Source organism: Streptomyces sp. NPDC002868 (assembly GCF_055563295.1).
The window spans coordinates 50216-70553 of sequence record NZ_JBVHDR010000014.1; the positions used below are offsets into that span (position 1 = coordinate 50216).

13 protein-coding genes and 3 tRNA genes are annotated in these 20338 nt (G+C 70.0%); 8 read left to right on the forward strand and 8 right to left on the reverse strand.

Annotated features, from left to right (window positions below; all coding sequences use genetic code 11):
* Positions 1-59 precede the first annotated feature (59 nt).
* Positions 60-755: a response regulator transcription factor gene (locus ACZ3H8_RS32680; RefSeq protein WP_467407948.1), complete on the forward strand. Its 696-nt coding sequence runs from the start codon at positions 60-62 to the stop codon at positions 753-755.
* The gene (locus tag ACZ3H8_RS32685) at positions 745-2580 is read left to right on the forward strand and encodes a sensor histidine kinase (protein WP_467407949.1); all 1836 of its coding nucleotides are present in this window, start codon (positions 745-747) and stop codon (positions 2578-2580) included. The genes ACZ3H8_RS32680 and ACZ3H8_RS32685 overlap by 11 nt, the downstream gene beginning before the upstream one ends.
* Before the next feature lie 441 nt (positions 2581-3021).
* Here ACZ3H8_RS32685 and ACZ3H8_RS32690 read toward each other — a convergent pair whose 3' ends face one another.
* The 5 genes from ACZ3H8_RS32690 to ACZ3H8_RS32710 all read right to left on the reverse strand — a co-directional run bounded on the left by ACZ3H8_RS32690 (position 3022) and on the right by ACZ3H8_RS32710 (position 10573).
* Complete coding sequence (locus ACZ3H8_RS32690) at positions 3022-6357, reverse strand: Ig-like domain-containing protein (RefSeq protein ID WP_467407951.1); 3336 nt, start codon at positions 6355-6357, stop codon at positions 3022-3024.
* Positions 6358-6868: 511 nt separating this feature from the next.
* The gene (locus tag ACZ3H8_RS32695) at positions 6869-7126 is read right to left on the reverse strand and encodes a hypothetical protein (protein ID WP_467407952.1); all 258 of its coding nucleotides are present in this window, start codon (positions 7124-7126) and stop codon (positions 6869-6871) included.
* Between the two features lie 408 nt (positions 7127-7534).
* Positions 7535-8140 (reverse strand): TetR/AcrR family transcriptional regulator, encoded by a 606-nt coding sequence (locus ACZ3H8_RS32700; protein WP_467407954.1) that lies wholly within the window; start codon positions 8138-8140, stop codon positions 7535-7537.
* Entirely contained in the window at positions 8133-9056 is a 924-nt protein-coding gene (locus ACZ3H8_RS32705) for a fatty acid desaturase family protein (RefSeq protein ID WP_467407955.1), read from the reverse strand. The genes ACZ3H8_RS32700 and ACZ3H8_RS32705 overlap by 8 nt, the downstream gene beginning before the upstream one ends.
* Positions 9053-10573, reverse strand: coding sequence for a phytoene desaturase family protein (locus ACZ3H8_RS32710; protein WP_467407956.1), 1521 nt, complete (start codon positions 10571-10573; stop codon positions 9053-9055). Before ACZ3H8_RS32710 ends, ACZ3H8_RS32705 begins: the two co-directional genes overlap by 4 nt.
* 181 nt (positions 10574-10754) lie before the next feature.
* On the opposite strand from ACZ3H8_RS32710, the gene ACZ3H8_RS32715 reads away from it, so the two are divergent.
* The 5 genes from ACZ3H8_RS32715 to ACZ3H8_RS32735 all read left to right on the forward strand — a co-directional run bounded on the left by ACZ3H8_RS32715 (position 10755) and on the right by ACZ3H8_RS32735 (position 18789).
* Complete coding sequence (locus ACZ3H8_RS32715; protein ID WP_467407958.1) at positions 10755-11555, forward strand: hypothetical protein; 801 nt, start codon at positions 10755-10757, stop codon at positions 11553-11555.
* Positions 11555-13912, forward strand: coding sequence for a bifunctional serine/threonine-protein kinase/ABC transporter substrate-binding protein (locus ACZ3H8_RS32720; RefSeq protein WP_467407959.1), 2358 nt, complete (start codon positions 11555-11557; stop codon positions 13910-13912). The genes ACZ3H8_RS32715 and ACZ3H8_RS32720 overlap by 1 nt, the downstream gene beginning before the upstream one ends.
* On the forward strand, positions 13912-16113 hold the full coding sequence (locus ACZ3H8_RS32725) for a bifunctional serine/threonine-protein kinase/ABC transporter substrate-binding protein (protein WP_467407960.1): 2202 nt from the start codon (positions 13912-13914) through the stop codon (positions 16111-16113). The genes ACZ3H8_RS32720 and ACZ3H8_RS32725 overlap by 1 nt, the downstream gene beginning before the upstream one ends.
* 650 nt (positions 16114-16763) lie before the next feature.
* Positions 16764-17297 (forward strand): hypothetical protein, encoded by a 534-nt coding sequence (locus tag ACZ3H8_RS32730; RefSeq protein ID WP_467407962.1) that lies wholly within the window; start codon positions 16764-16766, stop codon positions 17295-17297.
* A 511-nt stretch (positions 17298-17808) separates the two neighbouring features.
* Positions 17809-18789, forward strand: a complete 981-nt coding sequence (locus tag ACZ3H8_RS32735; protein ID WP_467407963.1) for a GNAT family N-acetyltransferase — start codon at positions 17809-17811, stop codon at positions 18787-18789.
* Positions 18790-19424: 635 nt separating this feature from the next.
* Here the strand turns inward: ACZ3H8_RS32735 and ACZ3H8_RS32740 are convergent.
* The 3 genes from ACZ3H8_RS32740 to ACZ3H8_RS32750 form a co-directional block, all read right to left on the reverse strand.
* Positions 19425-19498: transfer RNA gene (locus ACZ3H8_RS32740), tRNA-Ile, on the reverse strand.
* Positions 19499-19688: 190 nt separating this feature from the next.
* Positions 19689-19761 (reverse strand) — tRNA-Asn (locus tag ACZ3H8_RS32745).
* A gap of 5 nt (positions 19762-19766) precedes the next feature.
* Positions 19767-19839 (reverse strand) — tRNA-Asn (locus ACZ3H8_RS32750).
* A gap of 173 nt (positions 19840-20012) precedes the next feature.
* On the opposite strand from ACZ3H8_RS32750, the gene ACZ3H8_RS32755 reads away from it, so the two are divergent.
* Positions 20013-20312: a YtxH domain-containing protein gene (locus ACZ3H8_RS32755; RefSeq protein WP_307663661.1), complete on the forward strand. Its 300-nt coding sequence runs from the start codon at positions 20013-20015 to the stop codon at positions 20310-20312.
* Positions 20313-20338: the final 26 nt, after the last annotated feature.

Here is a 20338-nt window from a genome sequence, read left to right on the forward strand (position 1 = left end):
GGTGTGGGAAGGCCCGCACATCGGCCTGATGTCGATCCCGTGCACTTAGAGTCAGTGGCGTGTGCGCACATATTCTGGTGGCGGAAGACGACCGAATGCAGGCCGAGCTCATACGCCGGCTGCTGCTTCAGGAGGGTCACACCGCCGTCGTCGTCCACGACGGCCGGGCGGCGATCGACGAGGCCAAGAGCCGCAGACCCGATCTGGTCGTCCTGGACCTGATGCTGCCCAGGATCGACGGTTTCGGCGTGTGCCGCGTGCTGCGCCAGGACGGGGACGTACCCGTCCTCATGCTCACTGCCCGCTCCACCGAGGACGACGTACTGCTCGGCCTCGAACTCGGCGCGGACGACTACATGACCAAGCCGTACAGCCCACGGGAGCTGCTGGCCCGCATACGCACCGTGCTGCGCCGCACCCACCGCCCCGCCGAGAACTCCCCTCTGCTGCGAGCGGGCTGCATCACCGTCGATCCCGTACGGCACCTGGTGACGTGTGACGGCACCCCCGTAACCTGCACCCCCGGTGAATTCGCCATCCTCCACGTCATGACCGCAGAACCCGACCGGGTCTTCTCACGCCGTCAACTGCTTGAGCACACACGCGGCCACGACCGCGCCTCCACCGAACGCGCCATCGACGTACACATCATGAACCTGCGCAAGAAGATCGAACCCGACCCGCGCAGACCCGTCCGGCTGCTGACGGTCTTCGGCGTCGGCTACAAGCTCGTCGGCGGCGGCCATGACGCCTAGTCCTCGTATTCCCTGGCGCAAGAGCCTGTCGGTGCGCCTTCTGCTCACCTCCATGGCGATCGCCGTCGTCTCCGTGGGCGCCACGTCCTGGCTGGCCGTGGAGACCACCACGCGGGCCATCCAGGAGGAGCGTGGTCAGGTGCTCTCCGACGACAACGACATACTGCGGCAGCTCAGCGGCTACGCCGCGACCCACGCCGACTGGGACGGCGTGCAGAGCTCGGTGCGCACGCTGTCACGCACCATGGGCCGGCGCATCGCCCTGGCGACGGAGACCGGATACCCCATCGCCGACTCCGCCGCCCCGGGTACCCCCCTGCCCGCCCGCGCCTCGGCCACTGTCGAACCGCTGAACACCGACACCTACACCGAACCAGGGGCCCAGCTCGCCGGGATCGACCCGCGGGCGGTGGGACCGTATCTTCTCCCCCCTTTCGAACGGGCACAGGTGAAGACGCTTGCCGAGAAGCGCCTCGCGTGCATGCGGCGATACGGGAGTGACGGCAGCAGCCGACAGACTCCCAGCGGCCGCACGGTGGTCACGTCCGACGGCGGGGAGGCGTCTGTGCCGCTGCAGTGCGCCGACGGACAACTCAACACACCCGCGCGCACCGAGCAGAAGGCACTGGACGAACTGGGCGCCCTGATCGCCTCCTGCCCCGATCGCGAGCAGGGGAAGGGGAAAGGAACCCCGCTGGCCGGAGTTGGCATCGACTTGATTCCCGGCTTCAGCACCCTGGCGAGCGACAGCGGCCGCCCGCTCGGTCAGACGCAGAGCTGTGTCGACAGCGCGCGACGCAAACAACTCGACCCGTACGTCGCCCCGAGGGCCAGACTTTATCTGGGCAGCCTGGGCCGGCAGCCCGCAGGTTTCAACCTCTCTCCCGCCAACAAGGCCAAGATCGTCGGCGTCACGGGGCTCGTCCTGGCCGTCACCGTCGCCATGACCGCGGTTGTCGCCATCCGCCTGGTCCGTCCCCTGCGAGCACTTACGGCCGCGGCCCAGCAGCCGCCGCAGCGGCACGCGCGCGTTGCCGTCACCACCAAGGACGAGACGGGCTATCTGGCGACCGCCTTCAACGATCTCACCGAGCGCCGCGAACAGATGGAAGCCCAGCGCAAGGCCATGGTCAGCGACATCGCCCACGAGCTGCGGACCCCGCTGACCAATATCCGCGGCTGGCTGGAAGTCACGCGCGACGGGCTGCTGGACCCTGACCCGGACCTCATCGCCTCCCTGCACGACGAGGCACTGCTGCTGCAGCACATCATCGACGATCTGCAGGACCTCGCCGCCGTCGACGCCGGCACCCTGAAGCTGCACCGGGAGCCGGTAGGCGTGGACGAACTCGTAGCCCAGGTAGTGTCCGCCCACAGCGCCCGCGCCGAGGCCTCGGGCATCCGCCTGCACACCCGCACCGACCCCGGCCTCTGGCTGGACGCCGATCCTGTGAGGATGCGCCAGGCCCTGGGCAACCTCGTCTCCAACGCGCTGCGGCACACCCCCGCGGACGGCACGGTCACGGTCACCGCCCGGCAGACCGGCGATCTGGCTGCCCTCACCGTGGAGGACACGGGCGGCGGCATCACCCCCGAGGACCTGCCCCATGTCTTCGAGCGTTTCTGGCGGGCCGAAAAATCCCGCAGCAGACGCACCGGTGGCAGCGGACTGGGCCTGTCCATCGTCCGCCAGTTCGTCGAGGCGCACGGTGGAACCGTCACCGCCGAGAGCGAGCCCGGCGCCGGGGCGGTGTTCTCCATCCGACTCCCCCGCAGACCGGAACCGCATAGCCTGTCCCCGGCTCGTGGCAGGCCCGTGCCTTGACCTGGGCGACCTGCAAACGAGAGGACGACGACGGTCGCCCGGACCGGTTGCGGTGGCCAGGGCGGACAGGGCGGACGCATTGCTCGCGCCGGAGCCGTGGTGACGAGCGCCTGAGCCAGGTATGGAAGGCGACGAGCCCTCGGCTGTATCGATCGAACTCCAGGTGGAACTTGGTGCCGTCCCTGATGTCGATGACCGCCAGCCCTCAGGACTGGACAACGGGCAACCGCCAATCAAGACACCGTCCAAGGCTCGGCCGACTGGGCCAGACACTCGACCGCACCGTGTACGCCACTTAGTAGGCGATCTCCACGGGCCGAGCGGGGTGGAACTCCGGGCTCGGGGCGCGGGGCGTCAGCACGCTGCGCCCTGCCCCCGTGAACCCGGGCAGGGCGCAGCTCGTGACGGCCACGACGGCCGCGGCGTGTTCGGCTGCGTGCTCTAGTGCACGAGCTTCACGTGTTCCGTCTGCGCGTAGTCGATGCGCGTCTCGGCTCCGGTCGTCAGCGGGTATCTGACGAAAGCGGACCCCTCTCCTGTGAACGGCCCACCGGGCGCGTTGCTGAGCAGGCCCAGGGGAGAGCCCCTGCGCACGATCAGCGTGTCGCCCTGCGGCGGCGCGGCCGTGTTCGGGGGACCCGAGTCGACGGACAGCAGGGCGCTGACCGTGTTCTTGGCGGTGAGGTCCACCGTGTCCTTGCCGCCGCGCGCGGTGACGCCAATCCGCTCGGTCTCGCCGGTGGTGATCTCGAGGCCCAGCAGCCCCTCGACCCGGAGCAGGGTCAGCAGGTCCACGGTGCCGAGGATCGAATCGGCCCCTGTAGTGCCCACGATGGTGACCTCGTCGTCGCCGCCCTCAGGGTTGATCGCCACGTTGCCCGTCACTCCGGAGAGGTTCAGCACCTGCGGCGAGTTCGTCCGGGTCAGACGCCCGCCATTGGCGCTCGTCGGTGTGAACGTCAGCGACTCGTCGCCTGCTCCGCCCTGAATGGCCAGGCCGCTGCCGGCCGCGTCGAGGTTCACCACGGGGATCCCGCGGATACCGACGAAGCCGCCCGGGATGCCCGGGTAGCCCGTCACGGTGCCCTGGTCGACGTCGACGAGCACGTCCTCGGTCGCGCCCGAGAGCGTGAGCGACTGGTTGGCGATGGTCACCGGCAGGGACGGTGACGCCGGGCTCACATTGCCGGCGAGGTCCTCGAACCGCACGGCCATGTCGTATGTCCCGTCGTCGAGCGGATCGCTGACGACTTCGTACTCACCGCCCGAGGTGACGGTGTCCTTCCCGACCACGGACGGTCCCCCGGCCGGCGGATCGGCCGTCAGCCGCACCAATGCGTTCGGCTCGACCGATGAGCCCTGGAAGGCGGGCTTGGTGATCGTCGTGATGTTGTCGATCTCGTTGCCACCGGTGTCGCTCGACGACAACAGGTCGGGGGCGCTGAGCGGTGCGGCCGGTGCGGTCGTGTCGAGCGTGATCGCCAGCGCGTGCGCGCTCTCCTTGCCCGAGCCGGTGTCGTGCAGGATGCCGGCGCTGTCCGGGCCGTCGGACGGGTCGACGATCAGTACCTCGGCGGTGATCAGATGCTCCCCCTCCACCAGGACGGGGTCCAGGTCGATCTCGTACACCCCTGGCTTGAGAGTCGGGTCCACCGGCTGTGCGAGGCCGACTCGCTGTCCGTCACGCTCCACGGCCACCTTGTAGCCGGGGACGTCGTCCTCGAGAGCGGCTGTACCGTTCTCCGGCGAGAGCACGATGCCCGCGGCCCGCAGCTCCGAGTCGTCGACTCTGAGGAGGATCTCCGGTCCGGTGACATTGGTGACGTCGTCGTTGTCGATCCGGCCCGAGTCCGACTCGCGCTTGAGGTCGAGGCCGAAGGGTTCGGGGGCCGCGCGGTTGACGATGGTGAGGTCGTAGGTCGCTTCCGGCGGATCCGTCGGTGATGCCTGACCCGGCTCGGTCGGGTCGCTGATCCCGCTGTCGCTGACCGCGATGAAATACGGCTGGTCCTTGACGACCGGGATCGCAAGCTCGCTGGTCGAGCTGCCCGGCCTGGTCTCCGCGATGGTTCCGGTGGCGACCTCGTTGCCGAACCTGTCGTACGCGCGCACCTGGAGCTCGGAGATCACCTCGTTGAAGGCGATTCCGGCGTGCAGGTGTCCGGTGTGGCGGGCCTCGACCCTGAAGAAGTCGACGTCGGTCGCGCTGTGCAGGGTGAGTCGGCCCTGGTTGAACCTGTCGTCGGACCCGAGTGCGGCGGCGACGGCGGTGTCGATCGACTCGTTCGGTTCGAAGGTGTCCCGGAATGCTCCGAGCATCGAGAACGTGTCGTAGTAGGTGGTCTGCGCTCCCGTGGCCGGGTTACCGCCCGCCGGTGGGGTGGCGTTACCGGTCCAGGTCGCGTAGCCGATCCCGTCGACCGTCCACACGCCGTTGTACTCGCCGATGCGCAGGGTCTGCTGGGTGGAGCCGGCGGCGCAGCTGAAGCGGCAGGGGGCATTAAGGTCGGGGTCGAAGGGTGAGTCGCTGACCCGGAAGTCCTGCGCCCAGGTCTGCCCGCCGTCCCGGCTCGTAGTGCCGTAGAGCTCCAGCAGGAAGTTGTTGCTCCCGTTCGGCCCGGTGCCGTTGTTGCGCTGGCCACTGCGGTTGTCGTACCAGGTGACGACCGCGTTGCCGTCCTGGTCGATGTGGGCGGTGGGCATTACGGCGAAGGTCTGGCCCGGCCCGTGGTCGACCCTGCCCCGGGTGAAGGTCTGCCCGTTGTCCGTGGAGCGGGCGATGACGACGTCGGCGTCGTCGCCGTTCCCGAAGGCGTCGTTGGGGTCGTCGTTGGCGACGACGTAGACGTTCCCCGGCCGGGCAGGGTCGGGCAGGATCCAGGGCTGCATGCTGCCCTGGAGCCAGAAGTCGGTCCCCGGGATGTCACCGCCCGGGGTGTCCTGCACGTTGCAGGTGACGGTGGCCTGCCCCGCCCCGAACGCCGCGGTCCTCTGCGGGACCGTACCGGCGGCGAAATCGGCCCCGCCGGAGCCGTCGCGAAGGAGTTGTGTGGTGCCCTGGCCGGGCGCCCCGTCGGCCCCCTCGTTGCACCCGTTGGCGTGGTAGGCGACGTAGAGGTCGCCGTTCGGGCCGACGGCCGCGTGGGAGGGCCAGACGTTCCCCTCTCCGGCCGCGGAGAGGACGCGCGGCGTCGACCACGCCGTGCCGCCGTTCACGAGGCGGGAGAACTGGATCTCCCACGGGGCGCCGAGGTGTGTCCAGACGATGTAGAGGTTGTCCCGGTAGGGGCTGGTGGGGTTGGCGTCGGCCACCAGCCACTGCTTGTCATGGTTGTTCGGGCTGTTCCCGCTCACCTGGTCGGGGGTGTAATTCTGGTTCCCCGTCGTCGTCAGGTCGTTGATCCGAGCGACCCCCACCCCGAAGCGATTGGGGGTGGTGTTGAAGCTCGACGAGAGGTGGGTGACGAACAGGCGCCCCTGTGAGTCGAAGGCGAGGGACGGGTCCCCGGAGCATGGGAGGGTCGACGTCCGCGTGATCGGGAAGCCGTCCTTGCCGAAGTTGTTGTCGATGCGGACCGTGCATCCCCGCATGATGGCGACCTGTGACGGCTTGCGGGGATTGGCCGTGGCATTGTGCGGCTCGAAGCCGGTGTCGACCGCTTGGTCATCGCCCGCCCAGGCGGGCGTCGCCGATCCGACGAACAACAGCGTCTGCAGTACGAGGAGGATACTGCTGACAATGGTGAGGGCACGCCGTTGAATGTGGTTGTTCAACATTGCGTCCCCCTCTTTGGATCTGCTCATCCCTCTCCTTCTGGGCCCGGCCGCCGCGCCTGCACCCTGACGGCCTGTTCATCGCGCCAGAGGACTGTGGCACCGTGCGGCCGCTCGCCCGGAGAGGCCGCGACCGAGTCACGGGAATTCACCAAGATCCTCGCCAGAACCACCCGTACGTAGCACCCCGCTCGCCGGTGCGGGAGCCAAAGCAACACCGGAGACCGCACCAGCGCACTCGCCTCCATCACCGAAGCCGTCGAAATCCGCCGCGCCCTTGCCCAAACCAACCCCGCCGCCGACCTCCCCGACCGGTCCGTATCTCTCAACAAGCTGTCGATCCAAGCCGACTTGGGGTTCAGACAGCACGACCACGACAGGGGGCTGCTTATCCAACCGGGATCGACAGCCGCACTCGCCCGACCTCACGAAGTTCGCTTGACGAGCATGGCAACGACCTAGATCCACGCGAGATGAGAACCGTTCTCGGGGACGAAGAGGCCCTGAGTGCCCGTCAGCAGCAGCCGTCCTCCAGCTTGCTGGCCAGCTGCCCCACCATCAGATCGCCGAGATCCTCGGCGACCAGGACATTGCTACGGAACAAGCACTCCACGCCTTGGATCAGGCAGACCCCATACTCCTGCGCGAGATCCTGTATGCCATCCGCGGCCCAATCGTCGGCATCAGCGGTGCGATGTTCGCCGCTGTCATCTCGACAGCTGGTAACAACACCGGCCAAGCCCACCGGTTCGCGACGGCTGTCGCCCGGCACGGCGGAGGAGTGGGTGGCCCCGAGCGGTTGCTCAGAGCTGCTTGGTCAGGACGCACAGGTCATAGTTGTCCAAGTCGCCCATCTACCCCCACAACTTGGGCATCTTTTCAGCAACGAAGGCGGCGGAGCCGGTCTGCATGCTCCGGCACCCTGTGGGGGCCGTGTCCGCAGCCTCGGCGGTTCGGGCCTGCGGTGCTGGCGGCGCGGCTGCGGGAGGAAGCCGTGGCGGCGCTCCCAGTGTGGTTGTGCGACGGGGAGCGCCGCAGGGTGCGGGTGGGCTTGTTTATCGCGGAATCACTGTGTCGGCGATGCGTGGTTTGCCCTCGCCGGCCGCATTCCAGGTGCCCATGAACACCCGATAGCAGCCGCGACCTTGCGGCGACACGCCCTGGCGCAACAGCCGGAAGCTCAAGGCGTCCGGCGTGCCCGCCGGTTCAGGCGAGGGATCCGGTCGAAGACCGCGGCGAGCCTGGCGGCCTGGTCGAAGAGGGTCGCCGGGCGGGAGCGGTCGCCGTCGAGATGGGTGAGGGTTTCCATGCCGAGGTAGAACGCAACGGCCGCGCTCGCCAGTACGGATACGCGCACGACGGACGCGAGTGGTTTGCCGCGCAACAGCGCGGTCAGCAGTTCCTCGGCCAGCTCCTCCCAGTTCCGGGTTTCGAGGGCCAGCTGGGCGGCCAGCCTCGACCCGGGCCTGGCGCCGGCGTACAGCTCCTGGACGGCGGCGATGTGCCCGGTCTCGGTGTCCTCGTCGTAGAGCTCGCGGAGCCGTGCGACCGCGTGCGCGGCCCTGTCGGTCCCGGACAGTTCGGCGCGATAGCGTCGTATACGGGACGCGCTGGTCCGTGCCAGCGCCGCCACCAGCAGATCGTCCAGGTCCGAGAAGTGGTAGTAGATCACCCCGGGCGCGAAACCGCCGGTCTGGGCGATCGCCCGCGCGGTGGTACCTCCGTAGCCGTTGCGCACCAGGCAGGCGAGGGTGGCGTCGAGGACGCGGTCACGAGTGTCAGACAACGCGCACCGGCCGGACCCCATGGGCGGCGAAGTGGCCTTCGAGTCGGCGCGCGAGCTCCGGCAGGTGATGGCTGGGCACGCGCGGGTAGAGATGGTGCTCCAAGTGGTAGGTGAGCTCCAGGAAGACGGCGGGGATGATCCTCCCGCGCAGCGTGCGGGTCTGCGTCAACGGGGTGTCTCCGTAGTCGTGGTGCGGCAGATATACCGTCAGGAGGGGGTACACCCAGCTCCCGACGATCGCCATCACCGTATAGACCAGCACCCCTGGCGTGTGGGGCAGGAGCAGCACTCCCCCGCCGAGCGCGGCGAACGGGGCCGTGGCTTCCGCGAGGAGCCAACGGCGGTCCCGCCCGCGCCGGTAGGACCAGAACCACAGGCGCACGAGGAACACGGGGCCGTAGCAGACGGCACCGAGCAGCGACAGCTCGGCCGGGTAGCCCTCCGGGTCGTCGGGGTGCGGGAAGATCCGGTGGTGCTGGGTGTGTGTGGACCGGTAGGCGTGCCCGCTCTCCAGCAGGACCAGCCCCATCGCGAACAACGCCCAGTCGGTGGCGCGGGGCGACAGGCCGATCGTGCGGTGCACCACGTCGTGGGTGACGGTCACGACGGCGACGAAGATGCCGAAGACGATCACGGGAGTCAGCCACCACCAGCCCAGCCACACAGCGCCCGCAAAGCACAGCACTCCGGCGCCCGGGCGGGACAGGGCGACAATCCGCTGCCTGCGTGTGGTGACGAGGAGATCCTCGCCGAGGTCCGCCAGGGACGGCAGACCCGGTGCCGGGGACCCTGCCGCCGGAGGCGGCAAGGCGGCCGGAGGCGGCAAGGCGGCCGGAGGCGGCAAGGCGGCCGGAGGCGGCAAGGCGGCCGGTATGACCGGTGGTTCGGGCCCTGCGGCCGGATCGGGCGGGGTCATCGGGCCCGTCCCTTCTCCCTCAGGATGCCCTCGGCGACGATGCGGCTGCCCAGCACGCAGGCGACCGTGCCGAGGCCCGGCCAGGTCGAGTCGCCGACGAGCCACAGCCCGGGACCGCCCAGATCGTGCGGAACGGCGTGCTGGTTGGCGTTGCGCAGATGCTGGCGCACTCCGCCGACCGCTCCGTCCGGACGGAAGCTGAACCGTTCGTAGCTGCGGGGCGTTCCGGTCTGCGCGATCACGGCTCGCTCTCCGAGACGGGGGTACACGCGCCGGGCCAGGGCTACCAGCCGTTCGCCGGCTTCCTTCTTGCGCTGCTCGTACGCAGTCCGGTCGAGGCCGCGCCAGGCGGCGAGGTCGGTGTGGGTGGAGATCATCACCGCCCGGTGCCCGGGCGGGGCGCTGAGCGTGTCGCCGGGTGCGGACACGGAGACGAACATGTTGTTGCCGTCGCCCAGGGGACGGTCGTACGCCTGCAGCACCTGATGGTGCGTGAGGTCCTGGCCCGCCACCTCGGACTCGGGTACGCCGAGGAAGACCACGGTCGCACCGCCCAGCGCGTCCGCGTCCCGTTCCAGGTACGTCCGCAGTCTGCGGGCGACCGGGAGCCCCGCGCAGATCGTCGCCGTGGTGGCGGCAGGGACCGCGCAGACGAGTCGGCAGGCGTGAACGACGCCTTGGCGGGTGTTCAGCCGGTAGGCGCCGGGGCCGCCTTCGACGCGCGCGACGCGGCAGCCCACCCGGAGCGAGCCGCCGAGGCCCCGGTAGTGCTGCACGAGTACGCACCAGAATCCGTGCATGCCGCCGGTGTGCCGGCTGAGTCCCGCGCCCCGGATGGTCACCCCGAGCGCCGCGTTGATGAGGGGCGCCTCGTCGACACCGGTGTGCACCGTGTCCTCGACCAGCATGCCGAGCAGCCCCACCAACGCGTCGTCCCCGCGCAGGGAGTGGTCCCGCAGCGCGTCCCCCAGGGTCCGGTTCAGGTGGCGGGCGAGCCATACGCCGGGCATCCCGACCGCCCACAGGTCGCGGAGGGCGTCGGCGGGGCCGCGTACCGGCAGCCGAACGCCCCTCCGGCTGGCCTGCCAGAAGGTGTGTGCCAGCCGGTCCAGCAGCGCCCAGAACCGGCGATGGTCCGCACTGTCGCCGAACTTGCGCAGCCGTTCGTGGTGCCACGCGGCGTGATCGCGGTACAGCACGACCTCACGGTCCGGCAGAAAGGCCCGGTAGCCGGGCAGTTCATGCGCGTCCAGCGGCGGAATGCCCACGGTCTCCAGCAGTTCGCCGCCGACGCCGCCGGGGCCGAAGTCGACCAGGGTGGTCGTGCCAACGTCGAAGGAGAAACCCCGCTTCCGGTAGTACCCGGCGCAGCCGCCCGCGTGGCCGTGTGCCTCCAGCACAAGCGTGGACAGTCCGGCCGCCTGCAGCCGCAGCGCCGTCGCCATGCCCGCCATGCCGCCGCCGATCACCGCCGAGTCGACATGCTCCTGCACGTTCTGAACATTCGTTCTGAACATCCGTTCAGAATGGGCAACTTCATCCTTCGCGTCAAGAGCTCCGACGTGTCCGAAGAGACTCATTGGAACCCCCTCGTCTTCCTTGCACACTTCTGTACGATCACCGATCACAAACGGGGGAACAGCTGCGGAGGGGGCGGCGATGGATGGTAAAACCACTGGACGCAGAGGCAGTTGGCGGTTGAGGGCCGCAGCGTCGGGAGCCGCGGCGGCGGTGCTGCTCGGCGGCTGCAGCGCCGGGGCGGCCAAGGAGGCAGCCGAGCCCAGCGCCAAGGCGTCGCGGTCCCCGGCGCCGTCCGCTTCCGCGTCAGGCCAGGCGGCGGGTGGCGCACAGCCGTCCGCGACGCCGTTCGAGGCGGCCGCGGATCTCGTGCCCCGTACGAAGAGTCAGGGCTCTGCACTGGCCGAGGCGGTCGTGTTCCGGCCACAGGACTGGGGCCGGGGCTTCAAGGCGCAGCAGTCGGCCCGGAGCGCACCGGGCACCATCGCCGTACTCGACGAGCAGTGCCAATGGCAGCGCCGGGCGCTGCCCAAGGGCGTGCTGGCCTCGCTGTCCCTCTACAGCGAACTGCCCGGCAGCGGGAGCCGCGGCGCGATCAAGGTGACGGCGGCGGTGACCGTGCATGCCACGGAGCTGGGTGCCGACGACCAGCTGGCCACCACGCTGGAGGAGGTGCTGCGCTGCCCCGAGCAGCAGGTACGCACCGGCGAGCGGATCACGGACCTGATGTCCGCGGGCACTCCTTTCGGCGTGCGCGGGAACACCTACGCAGACGATTCGGTCTATGAGCGCGGCTCCTATCTCGCCGGGAGCGGCAAGACCTCCTACCGGTGGATGGTCACACGGCTGGGCCCGGTGACCGTGGCGGTGTCGCTGAAGGGCACCCACGGGTACACCTACGACGAACTGGAGCAGTACGTGACGCGCGGGACCACCAACATGCTCGACCGTGTGAGATTCGAGCTGGGAGGCAAGGGCTGATGGAGCAGCTGCGTTCTTCCGACCCCGTGCGTATCGCCGACCACCGTCTACTCGGGCGGCTCGGCGCCGGTGGCATGGGGGTGGTGTACCTCGCGCGCACACCGGTCGGCGCGCTGGTGGCGCTGAAGGTGCTGGCAGGGGAGTACGCCGAGGAGCCTGGCTTCAAGGAGCGGTTCCGCCGCGAGGTCGACGTTGCCCGGCGCATCCACAGCCCGTGGGCCGTGCCCCTGATGGACGCCGACGCGGACGCCGAAGCGCCGTGGCTGGCAACGGCGTACGTACCCGGCCCGTCGCTGGCCGAGGCCGTGGCCGCGCACGGGCCGCTCGCGGAGCACGGGCTGCGGATCCTCGGCGGCCGGCTGGCACGGGCCCTGGCGGAGGTCCACCGGGCCGGGCTGGTCCACCGGGACCTCAAACCGGGCAACGTGCTGATCGCCCTCGACGGGCCTCGGCTCATCGACTTCGGTATCGCCAGGGCGCCCGAGGACACGGCACTCACCGCGACGGGGCTGATGGTCGGCACACCCGGCTATCTGTCACCGGAGCAGGCCGAGGGGCGCGGCGGGCAGGCCATCGGCCCACCGAGCGATGTGTTCTCCCTCGGTTGCGTCCTGGCGTTCGCGGCGACGGGTCGGCCGCCGTTCGGTACCGGGGCGCTCGACGCCCTGCTGTACCGGGCCGTGCACGACCCTGCCGACCTCGACGGTGTCCCGCCCGCGCTGGGCGAGATGGTGTCGCGCTGCCTGGAGAAGGACCCGGCGCAGCGGCCCGGTGTCGAGGAACTGGTGCGGGAACTGCTTCCCGGTGACCTGGCCGATGCCCCTGCCGACGGCCCGACCCATGACGGGCCCGACGGCGGCACGACGGACGGCGGCACGGAGGGCGGTACGGAGGGCGGTACGGAGGCAGGCGGCGGGGCCGCCTCGTGGCTGCCGGAAGAGGTCACGCGGCTGATCGCCCGGCGCTCGGCCGCCGCACTCGCGCTGCCGGACATCGACAGCACCGAGATCTCGGCCGGCACCTCGCGAGCGGAGAGCCCCCCGGGGAGCAACTCCCAGGGCAGGAGCGGACCTCAGGATGCCGACACCGAACCGGCATCCGACACCGAGGATGCGGTGCCGTCGGTCACGGACGACACCCGGACTCCCGGACGGCGCCGCTTCCTCCTGCTCGCCGGTGGGGGCGCGGTGCTCACGGCGGGTGCGGGCGCGGGCTGGTGGACCCTGGGCAGGGTCGGCGGCCCGGACGACAGGAAGCCCGCCGCCTCCACCACTTCCCGGCGCCCCGCCTATACCGTCGCGGTGCACGGCGACCTCAGCGGCTCCCGGCGCGAGACGGGGCAGGCACAGGAGCGCGGACTGCGGCTGGCCGTCGCGGAGTTCAACGCCCGGGGCGACTCTCCCTTCGACGTGAAGGTGCGGGCCGTCGACGACTCCGGCGACCCGGCCGTCGCGGCACGGCTGGCGAAGCAGCTCGCCGACGACCCGTCGGTGCTCGCCGTGGTCGGTCCGACGACGGACGAGACCGCCCAGACGGCGCTCGCCGCGTACGACGCCGGCCTCCTGCCGGTGGTCGCCGTGTCTCCGGGAGCCATCAACCTCAGCGTCCAGGGCTTCCGCTCGTTCCTGCACGCACGGCTCCCCGACTCGCTGCTCTCCTTCTACATCAGCGCCTATCTGCGCGGGACCGCGCACTCGCGCAGGATCGGTGTCGTCGTCGACCGCGCGGCCGACAACTACGGCTGGGAGCTCAGCAGCAACCTGAGCAGGGCGTTGCGGGACGAGGGACAGCCGTACCTGCCCAGGGTGGTGAGCGCGATGCGGTCCGGCTTCGGCGACGCGGTGGACGATCTGCGGGCCGCCGATGCCGACTCCATCGCCTTCGCCGGACTGCACGACCGGGCCGCGTCGCTCGCCCGGACGCTGCGGGAGCGCGACTTCTCCGGCGCCCGCGTCTCCGGCCCGGACCTGCTCGACCCGCGCTTCCTCACGGCGGCGAAGGAGGCCGCCGACGGATGGACGATCGTCGCACCGGTCGTCGACGCGACGCTCAAGCCCGAGGTGAAGGCGTTCGCCGACGCCTACCGGAAACGCTGGAAGGAGGCGCCGCCTCGGTACGCGGCGGAGGCCTATGACGTGACGGGCATGGTGCTCAAGACGCTGGCGGACCTGTCGGCGAAGAGCCGCACCCGCAAGGAGCTGCTCACCGCCGTACGGGCCATCAAGTACCAGGGCGTCACAAAGCCGTTCGCGTTCGACAAGAGCGGCCATATCGTCATCGACGGCACCGGGGTCTTCCTCTGGCGGGTCGACAAGGGTCGCTTCGTGTACGGCGGCCCCGCGCCGTTCGCAGCCTGATGGAACCGCTGCGCACGGCCGATCCGTCCCGGCTGGGCCGCTACCGGATACTGCGGCGGCTCGGCGCCGGCGGCATGGGCGTCGTCTTCCTGGCCCGCGCGCCGGGAGGGGCGTTCGCCGCGGTCAAGGTCGTGCGGGCGGTCCATGCCGACGGCGAGGACTTCCGGGCCCGGTTCCGCCGGGAGATCGCGGTGGCCCGGCAGGTGGACAGCCCCTGGGTGGTCCCGTTGCTGGACGCGGACGCCGACACAGAGGATCCGTGGCTGGCGACCGCGTTCGTACCGGGGCCTTCGCTCTCCGAAGTACTGGAGGCGCAAGGGCCGCTGTCCGCCGCCACGGTGTGTGTCCTTGGGCTCCGGCTCGCCGAGGCGCTGGAGGCGGTCCACCGGGCGGGTCTGGTGCACCGCGATGTGAAGCCGGGCAACGTGCTGCTGGCCCCGGACGGGCCGCGGCTGATCGACTTCGGCATCGCACGGACGCCGGAGGGTACGGCGCTCACGTCCAGCGGCGTGATCGTCGGCTCGCCCGGATTCCTGTCGCCCGAGCAGGCGCGGGCGCGCGCCGGCGAGATCGGCCCGCCCAGCGACGTCTTCTCGCTGGGCTGTCTTCTGGCCTTTGCCGCCACGGGCGTACGGCCGTTCGGCGGCGGTGCGGCCGCCGGAATGCTGCTCCGCACGGTCTACGAGGAGCCGGACCTGCCCGGGCTGCCGGACGCGCTGGAGCCGCTCGTACGAGCGTGCCTGGACAAGCATCCGGCACAGCGGCCGACCGCCGCCCAGGTCCGCGAGGCGCTGGACGAGATCGCCCCCGACGACCGGGAGCGGTGGCTGCCCGAGCCGGTCACGCGGCTGATCGCCGACCGGTCCGCGGCCGTGCTCGGCATGGAGGCGATCGAGCCGACCCGGGTGTCCGCACCGGCCGGCACGATGTCACCGGAAGCCGCGACGGTGACGTCCCTTGTGGATCCGGAGTCCCACGCAAGCGTCGTGGGCCGCCGTGGTTTCCTGCGAATCGGCTTCACGGCCGGAGCACTGGGGGCCGGCGGCGGAGCCTGGTGGTGGAGCACCCGTGGCGGCCGGAAGTCGGGCGGCGGCGCCTCGTCCTCCTCGGCCTCACGGCCCGAACTCGTCGTGGCCTTCCAGGGGGATCTGTCCGGCGCCGCGAAGGACACCGGGCACGCACAGCTCAACGGCGCCCGGCTGGCCGTCGAGCGCGTCAACGCCGCGAGCGGCCGCCCGCTGCGGCTGAAGCTGCGCCCGTACGACGACGGGGGCGAGCCCGAACGTGCCCGGGACCTGGCCGAGCGGCTGACGGCGGACGAGCGTGTCCTCGCCGTTCTGGGTCCCACCACCGACGCTTGTCTCCTCGCCGCGGAGGACACCTACACCAAGGCCGTGATGCCCGTCCTCTCTGTTTCGGTGGGGGTCGCGCCACAGGTCAGGGAGGCCAGCATGTCCACTCTCCGCTCGCATGCGGCGCTGCGGCCCACCGATCAGCTGCTCGCCGCCCCCTGCAACGCCTATCTCGCCCGCTCCGCCGACGCACGCAAGGTGTTCCTCGTGGACGACCGGGCCGAGGGCGACTTCGCCTGGGCCCTCTGCGACGACCTCCAACGGGTGCTGCAACGGGAGGGGAGGGAGGCGACCGTCACGAGTATCGCCGCCGGGACGCTCGACTCCGCCGCGCTCGCCGGCAAGGTCATGGCGGATCGCGCGGACGCGGTCGTGTTCAGCGGAAGCCAGGAACGCGCGGGCGCCTTCGCGTCGGCGCTGCGCAAGGCGCGGTTCACCGGAGCCCGGGTCGCGACCCAACGGGCCTTCGGCACGCGGTTCCTGAAGTCCGCGGGTGCCGCCGCCGAGGACTGGGTGTTCGCCACCACCTTCATCGATCCGACGTCCACGCCGGCGGCGCGCTCCTTCACCGCGGCGTACCGCGCACGGTTCGACGAGCGCCCTGGCTGGTACGCGGCGGAGGCGTACGACGCCGTGCTGTTCCTGGCCGAGGTCTGTACGAGAAAGGGCTCTCCCCTGGCGGAACGGGGCGCGATCGTGCGTCGCATGCCCGGGGTCGACTACCGCGGCATCAGCCGGACGATCAAGTACATCGCGGACAAGGGCTACAACAGCGACGCGCTGTTCCTGTTCCGTACCGTCGACGGAGAGTTCGACTTTCTCGGGCAGTACAAGGAAGCGGTCTCGTGAGCCGGACGCATCGACGGAGGTGGGGCGGATGTGGCCACGGTGGGCGGGAGCGTGACGGTGCACCGGGCACGACCTCGGCCGCGTCTGTCATGCCCGGCCTGCCAGCATCGCGTCCACGCCAAGCTCTCCCCCGGCGGCGTGCGGTTCTTCGCCCATGACCCGGGAGCGTCTCGGCGGTGTGCGCTGGCAGGTGAGTCGGTCGCGCACCATCGGCTGAAGCTGGCGCTGGCCGGGGCCGTTCGCGCTGCGGGCCATCATGCGTCCGTGGAGGCGACCGGGCCTGAGGGCCTATGGCGTGCGGATGTGTTGTCGACCAGTCCCGATGGCATTACCCGCTGGGCGTGGGAGCTCAGCTGTCTGCGATCACCAGCGAGGACATCGAGCGTCGCACCGCCCGCTACGCTGCCGACGGCATTGGGGTGTGCTGGGTGTCTGACCGTCCGCGGAATTGGCTGGGGACCGCTCCCTCCCTGCTGGTGGGCACCACAGCTGTCGGGGAGTATCCCGTGGAGTCTGGTGTCGCACGGTTCGTCACCGAGGAATGCGCCTGCAGCCACGGCCACCGCACATGCCCGGCTGGTCGGCACGGCCGCTGGGATGGCGACCGCGGGGCCGGTTTACTGGATGTGGTCGCCCATATCCTCCACGCCGTGCTGCTGCCCCATGCCCCTACGGGTCCAGTGGGCCTGGGGATCCCGGGCGTGTGGCGATGGCTGTGGGCGACGCCGGAGGCGGTCGGGGAGGCCAGGGCCTATGCCGAGGAGGAGCGCGTCGGCAGGGAACGGTGGCGCAGGCAGCAGATTGAGTACGCTGCCCGTCGGTTCCCCGAGGCCAACGCCCCCTTGGTCAGCCAGTGGCAGCAGACGCTAGAGCCCGCCGCACGGCAGCAGTTGCAGGACGCGGCGCTGGCGCAGGCCCGCGCCGACACCGGCCAGCTGGCATTCGTCCATGCGAAAGCGACCGCGTGGCACTTCGGCTGCGGAGTCCTGGTCACGGTCGGCTCAGCCGTCCCCACCTCCACACGGGGCTGGTACGGCCTGATCCGCCCCGATCCCACCCGACTCGACATGACGTTGGTGCACCAGCTCGGCCTGGTGCTGTTCACCACCCCCGAGGAGTCCGCCGCCCTGACCCGGGCAGCCCCGGCCGGAACACGTGTCATCACCGTCGAAACCAAGGTGTGACAGCCGATCCGCATCGGGCCGACCTGCCAGCGGCTGACGCTCTATGTGGCCAACTGCAAGCTCAGCCGAGCTGTTCCTCCTCATGCCGCTCAACGTGCTGGAGACAGATCAGGCTCTGCGCCGTCCCCCTCACCTCAGCGGCAGCGAAGCACCGCATTGCTACCCGACCAGCATCGAGATCACGCGTGTGGTTTCGTTCACGGATCACGACGGCGATTGTTCAGCACTCTGGGAGGCGCCCGCCCGGGGCCGAGGTCGATGTTCACGCGAACGGACAGCACCCGTCCACTGACTCCCCGTCCCGGGCAGGGGGTGGCCTTCCTGGGCCTCGGTACCCGTAGTAGCCGTTGTTCGACCGGTCGGTATTCGGCCTGGTGACAGCTGCAGTTCCCGGCGGACAGGCAAGGCAGACCGGCCGGGTCCTCGGTCCCTGGGTATCGGTGGACCTTTCGCCTCGCCTGCGGCGCACGCCCGTGGTGCGATGAAACAGGGGGTCGGGAAGGAGAGAACGATGATCCCACCGGCAGGGGAGCGCAAGAGTGGCACGGGCCCTGTGTCGGTCCGCCCGCTGGGTGAGGCGGACCTGGATCGGGCCGACGAGATCTTCAGGGTCGCCTTCGGGACGTTCCTCGGGGCTCCCGAGCCGAAGACGTTCTTTGGGACCGCCGACTACGTCCGCACTCGCTGGGCGGCCGATCCACAGGCGGCCTTCGCAGCGACGGTCGAGGGCGAAGTCGCCGGATCGAACTTCGCCGTCAACTGGGGCAGCGTCGGGTACTTCGGTCCGCTGACCGTGCGTCCGGACCTGTGGGACCAGGGCGTCGGCAGGCGCCTCATGGAGCCGGTCATGGACTGCTTCGACACCTGGGAGAACCGCCACCTGGGCCTGTTCACCTTCTCGCACAGTCCCAAGCACCTTGAGCTCTACCGCCGTTTCGGTTTCTGGCCCCGATTCCTCACAGCCATCATGAAGAAGCAGGTGGCAGGCAGTGCCGCAGTCCCCGGCCGAGTGCTGTACGGCCAGCTGCCCGCCGCCGAGCAGCCCGACGCCCTGACCCTCTGTCGCGCACTGACCGGGGCCGTGTACGAGGGCCTGAGCCTGGAACGCGAGATCGTGGCCACGCACGCGCAGGGGCTCGGTGACACCATTCTGCTCCAGGGCGTCGGCTCCGAGCTCGATGGCTTGGCCGTCTGCCATTGCGGAGCCGGGTCGGAGGCCGGCGAGGACGTGTGCTTCGTCAAGTTCGGAGCCGTACGCCCTGGCCCGGAGGCCGCCAACCGGTTCGAACGACTGCTTGGCGCGTGCGAGCAGCTGGCCGCCGAGCGCGGACTGGGTCAACTGGACGCCGGGATGAACCTGGGCCGCCCGGATGCCTACCGTCGAATGGTCGACCGCGGTTTCCGCACCTGGTTGCAGGGCGTGACCATGCACAGGCCCAACGAACCCGGCTACAGCCACCCCGACGCCTACGTGATCGACGACTGGCGCTGAGACCCCGCCACACTCGGCCCGCGAGGAAGGCCCGGTGCCGCCCGAACCCGTGAACATTCCGCGTCGGCGCCGACGGCCAGACACCTCCCGGACCACTGTCGAAGTGCAGTCCCTTCTCATGGACAGAGCCACGCGTGCGAGGGACAGTCCGAGAGCCTGGTGCCGAGCCGCCTGGCCCCAGAAATGGGCTCAGGCGAATATCAGCCGCCATCGGCAGCTGGGCGTCCGCGGGGCCGTTTTCAGTTCGGCCCGTTCCTGTACGCCTTCAGCCAATCACCGGGGGCTACCCGTGTCGGAGCATGCCACCGCAATCCCAGGCGGCCGCCTCATCAACCACATCCACCACCCCGTGGACCGCACCCCGCAGCGGTCGGCGTGCTCGGACCTCTCGTGGACACTTCCCGGTACCTGTGTGCTGCCAGCGTCCCGAATTCACAGTTCCGACCGTCAGGCCAGCCACCTGCGGTGGCTCGCACCAACGGCGGGTCGATACATCCGCGCAGGTCAGCGAATTGCCAACCGGCATAGACCACTCCGGGACCGAACTCGCGAGCAGCGGATTCGGTCCGCTGAGCCGGAGTTGACGCTCCAACACCTCGCGAGGAACGTTTCCGCAGGTCAGATCATGCTTCAGGTGGGGCGGGTGGGACTCGAACCCACGGCCGACGGATTATGAGTCCGCTGCTCTAACCGGCTGAGCTACCGCCCCTAACGGCGCGTCGCGCACAAATGTGCGCGCCGTCTGCCGCAGCATAGCCGCTCATACGATCTCCTGCCTCGGGTGGTCGGCAACGCACAATCATGAGGACTGCGCTGCCCCCTGCCCGGTTCCAGGAGCCGTCCCGAAGTAGTCCAGGACACGAAAAAGGACCCCCCAAGGGGCCCTCTTCCGGTATCTGCTCCCCCGGCTGGACTCGAACCAGCAACCCTCCGGTTAACAGCCGAATGCTCTGCCAATTGAGCTACAGGGGATCGCGCTCCCCCGACTGGACTCGAACCAGTAACCTGCCGGTTAACAGCCGGCTGCTCTGCCAATTGAGCTACAGGGGATTGCTGCGTGTGCACCGAACGTACCTACCCCGGGTCTCCCGGGGGGCGTGCGCTCGCCGCGACACATACATTAGCGCAAGCAGGGGGGTGCTCCGCCAATCGGTAAGGCCCCGGGTGATCACGGGCCTGACCGGGTAGGCGGCGAGCACCGACGCAAGGGAAGGGTGGCAGCCATGCGGTACAAGCTCACGTTCCTCGCCGGACTAGCCCTCGGCTACGTGATCGGCACGCGAGCCGGGCGCGAGCGCTACGAGCAGCTCAAGAAGTCCGTGCGCGAGATCTCCCAGAATCCGGCCGTGCGCAATGCCGCGGAGTCCGCGGCGCACAACAGCCGCGAGGTCGCGGGCAAGGCTTTCCACGCGGTGAGCGAGAAGGTCGGGGACCGGGTGCCCGACTCGGTGGCCGAGCGGGTGCGGTCCCTGCGGGAGCGGAGCGCGAGCGGCGAGGACGACTGGGGCACCAGTAATACCTGACCACCGGCAGTAATTAACCGGCGGCA

Bases quoted from the DNA above. Each gene is read 5' to 3' on its own strand.
- ACZ3H8_RS32720 (WP_467407959.1), top strand. From the start codon at position 11,555: ATGGAGCAGCTGCGTTCTTCCGACCCCGTGCGTATCGCCGACCACCGT.
- ACZ3H8_RS32725 (WP_467407960.1), top strand. From the start codon at position 13,912: ATGGAACCGCTGCGCACGGCCGATCCGTCCCGGCTGGGCCGCTACCGG.
- ACZ3H8_RS32690 (WP_467407951.1), bottom strand. From the start codon at position 6,357: ATGTTGAACAACCACATTCAACGGCGTGCCCTCACCATTGTCAGCAGT.
- ACZ3H8_RS32705 (WP_467407955.1), bottom strand. From the start codon at position 9,056: ATGACCCCGCCCGATCCGGCCGCAGGGCCCGAACCACCGGTCATACCG.
- ACZ3H8_RS32755 (WP_307663661.1), top strand. From the start codon at position 20,013: ATGCGGTACAAGCTCACGTTCCTCGCCGGACTAGCCCTCGGCTACGTG.
- ACZ3H8_RS32710 (WP_467407956.1), bottom strand. From the start codon at position 10,573: ATGTTCAGAACGAATGTTCAGAACGTGCAGGAGCATGTCGACTCGGCG.
- ACZ3H8_RS32685 (WP_467407949.1), top strand. From the start codon at position 745: ATGACGCCTAGTCCTCGTATTCCCTGGCGCAAGAGCCTGTCGGTGCGC.
- ACZ3H8_RS32735 (WP_467407963.1), top strand. From the start codon at position 17,809: ATGATCCCACCGGCAGGGGAGCGCAAGAGTGGCACGGGCCCTGTGTCG.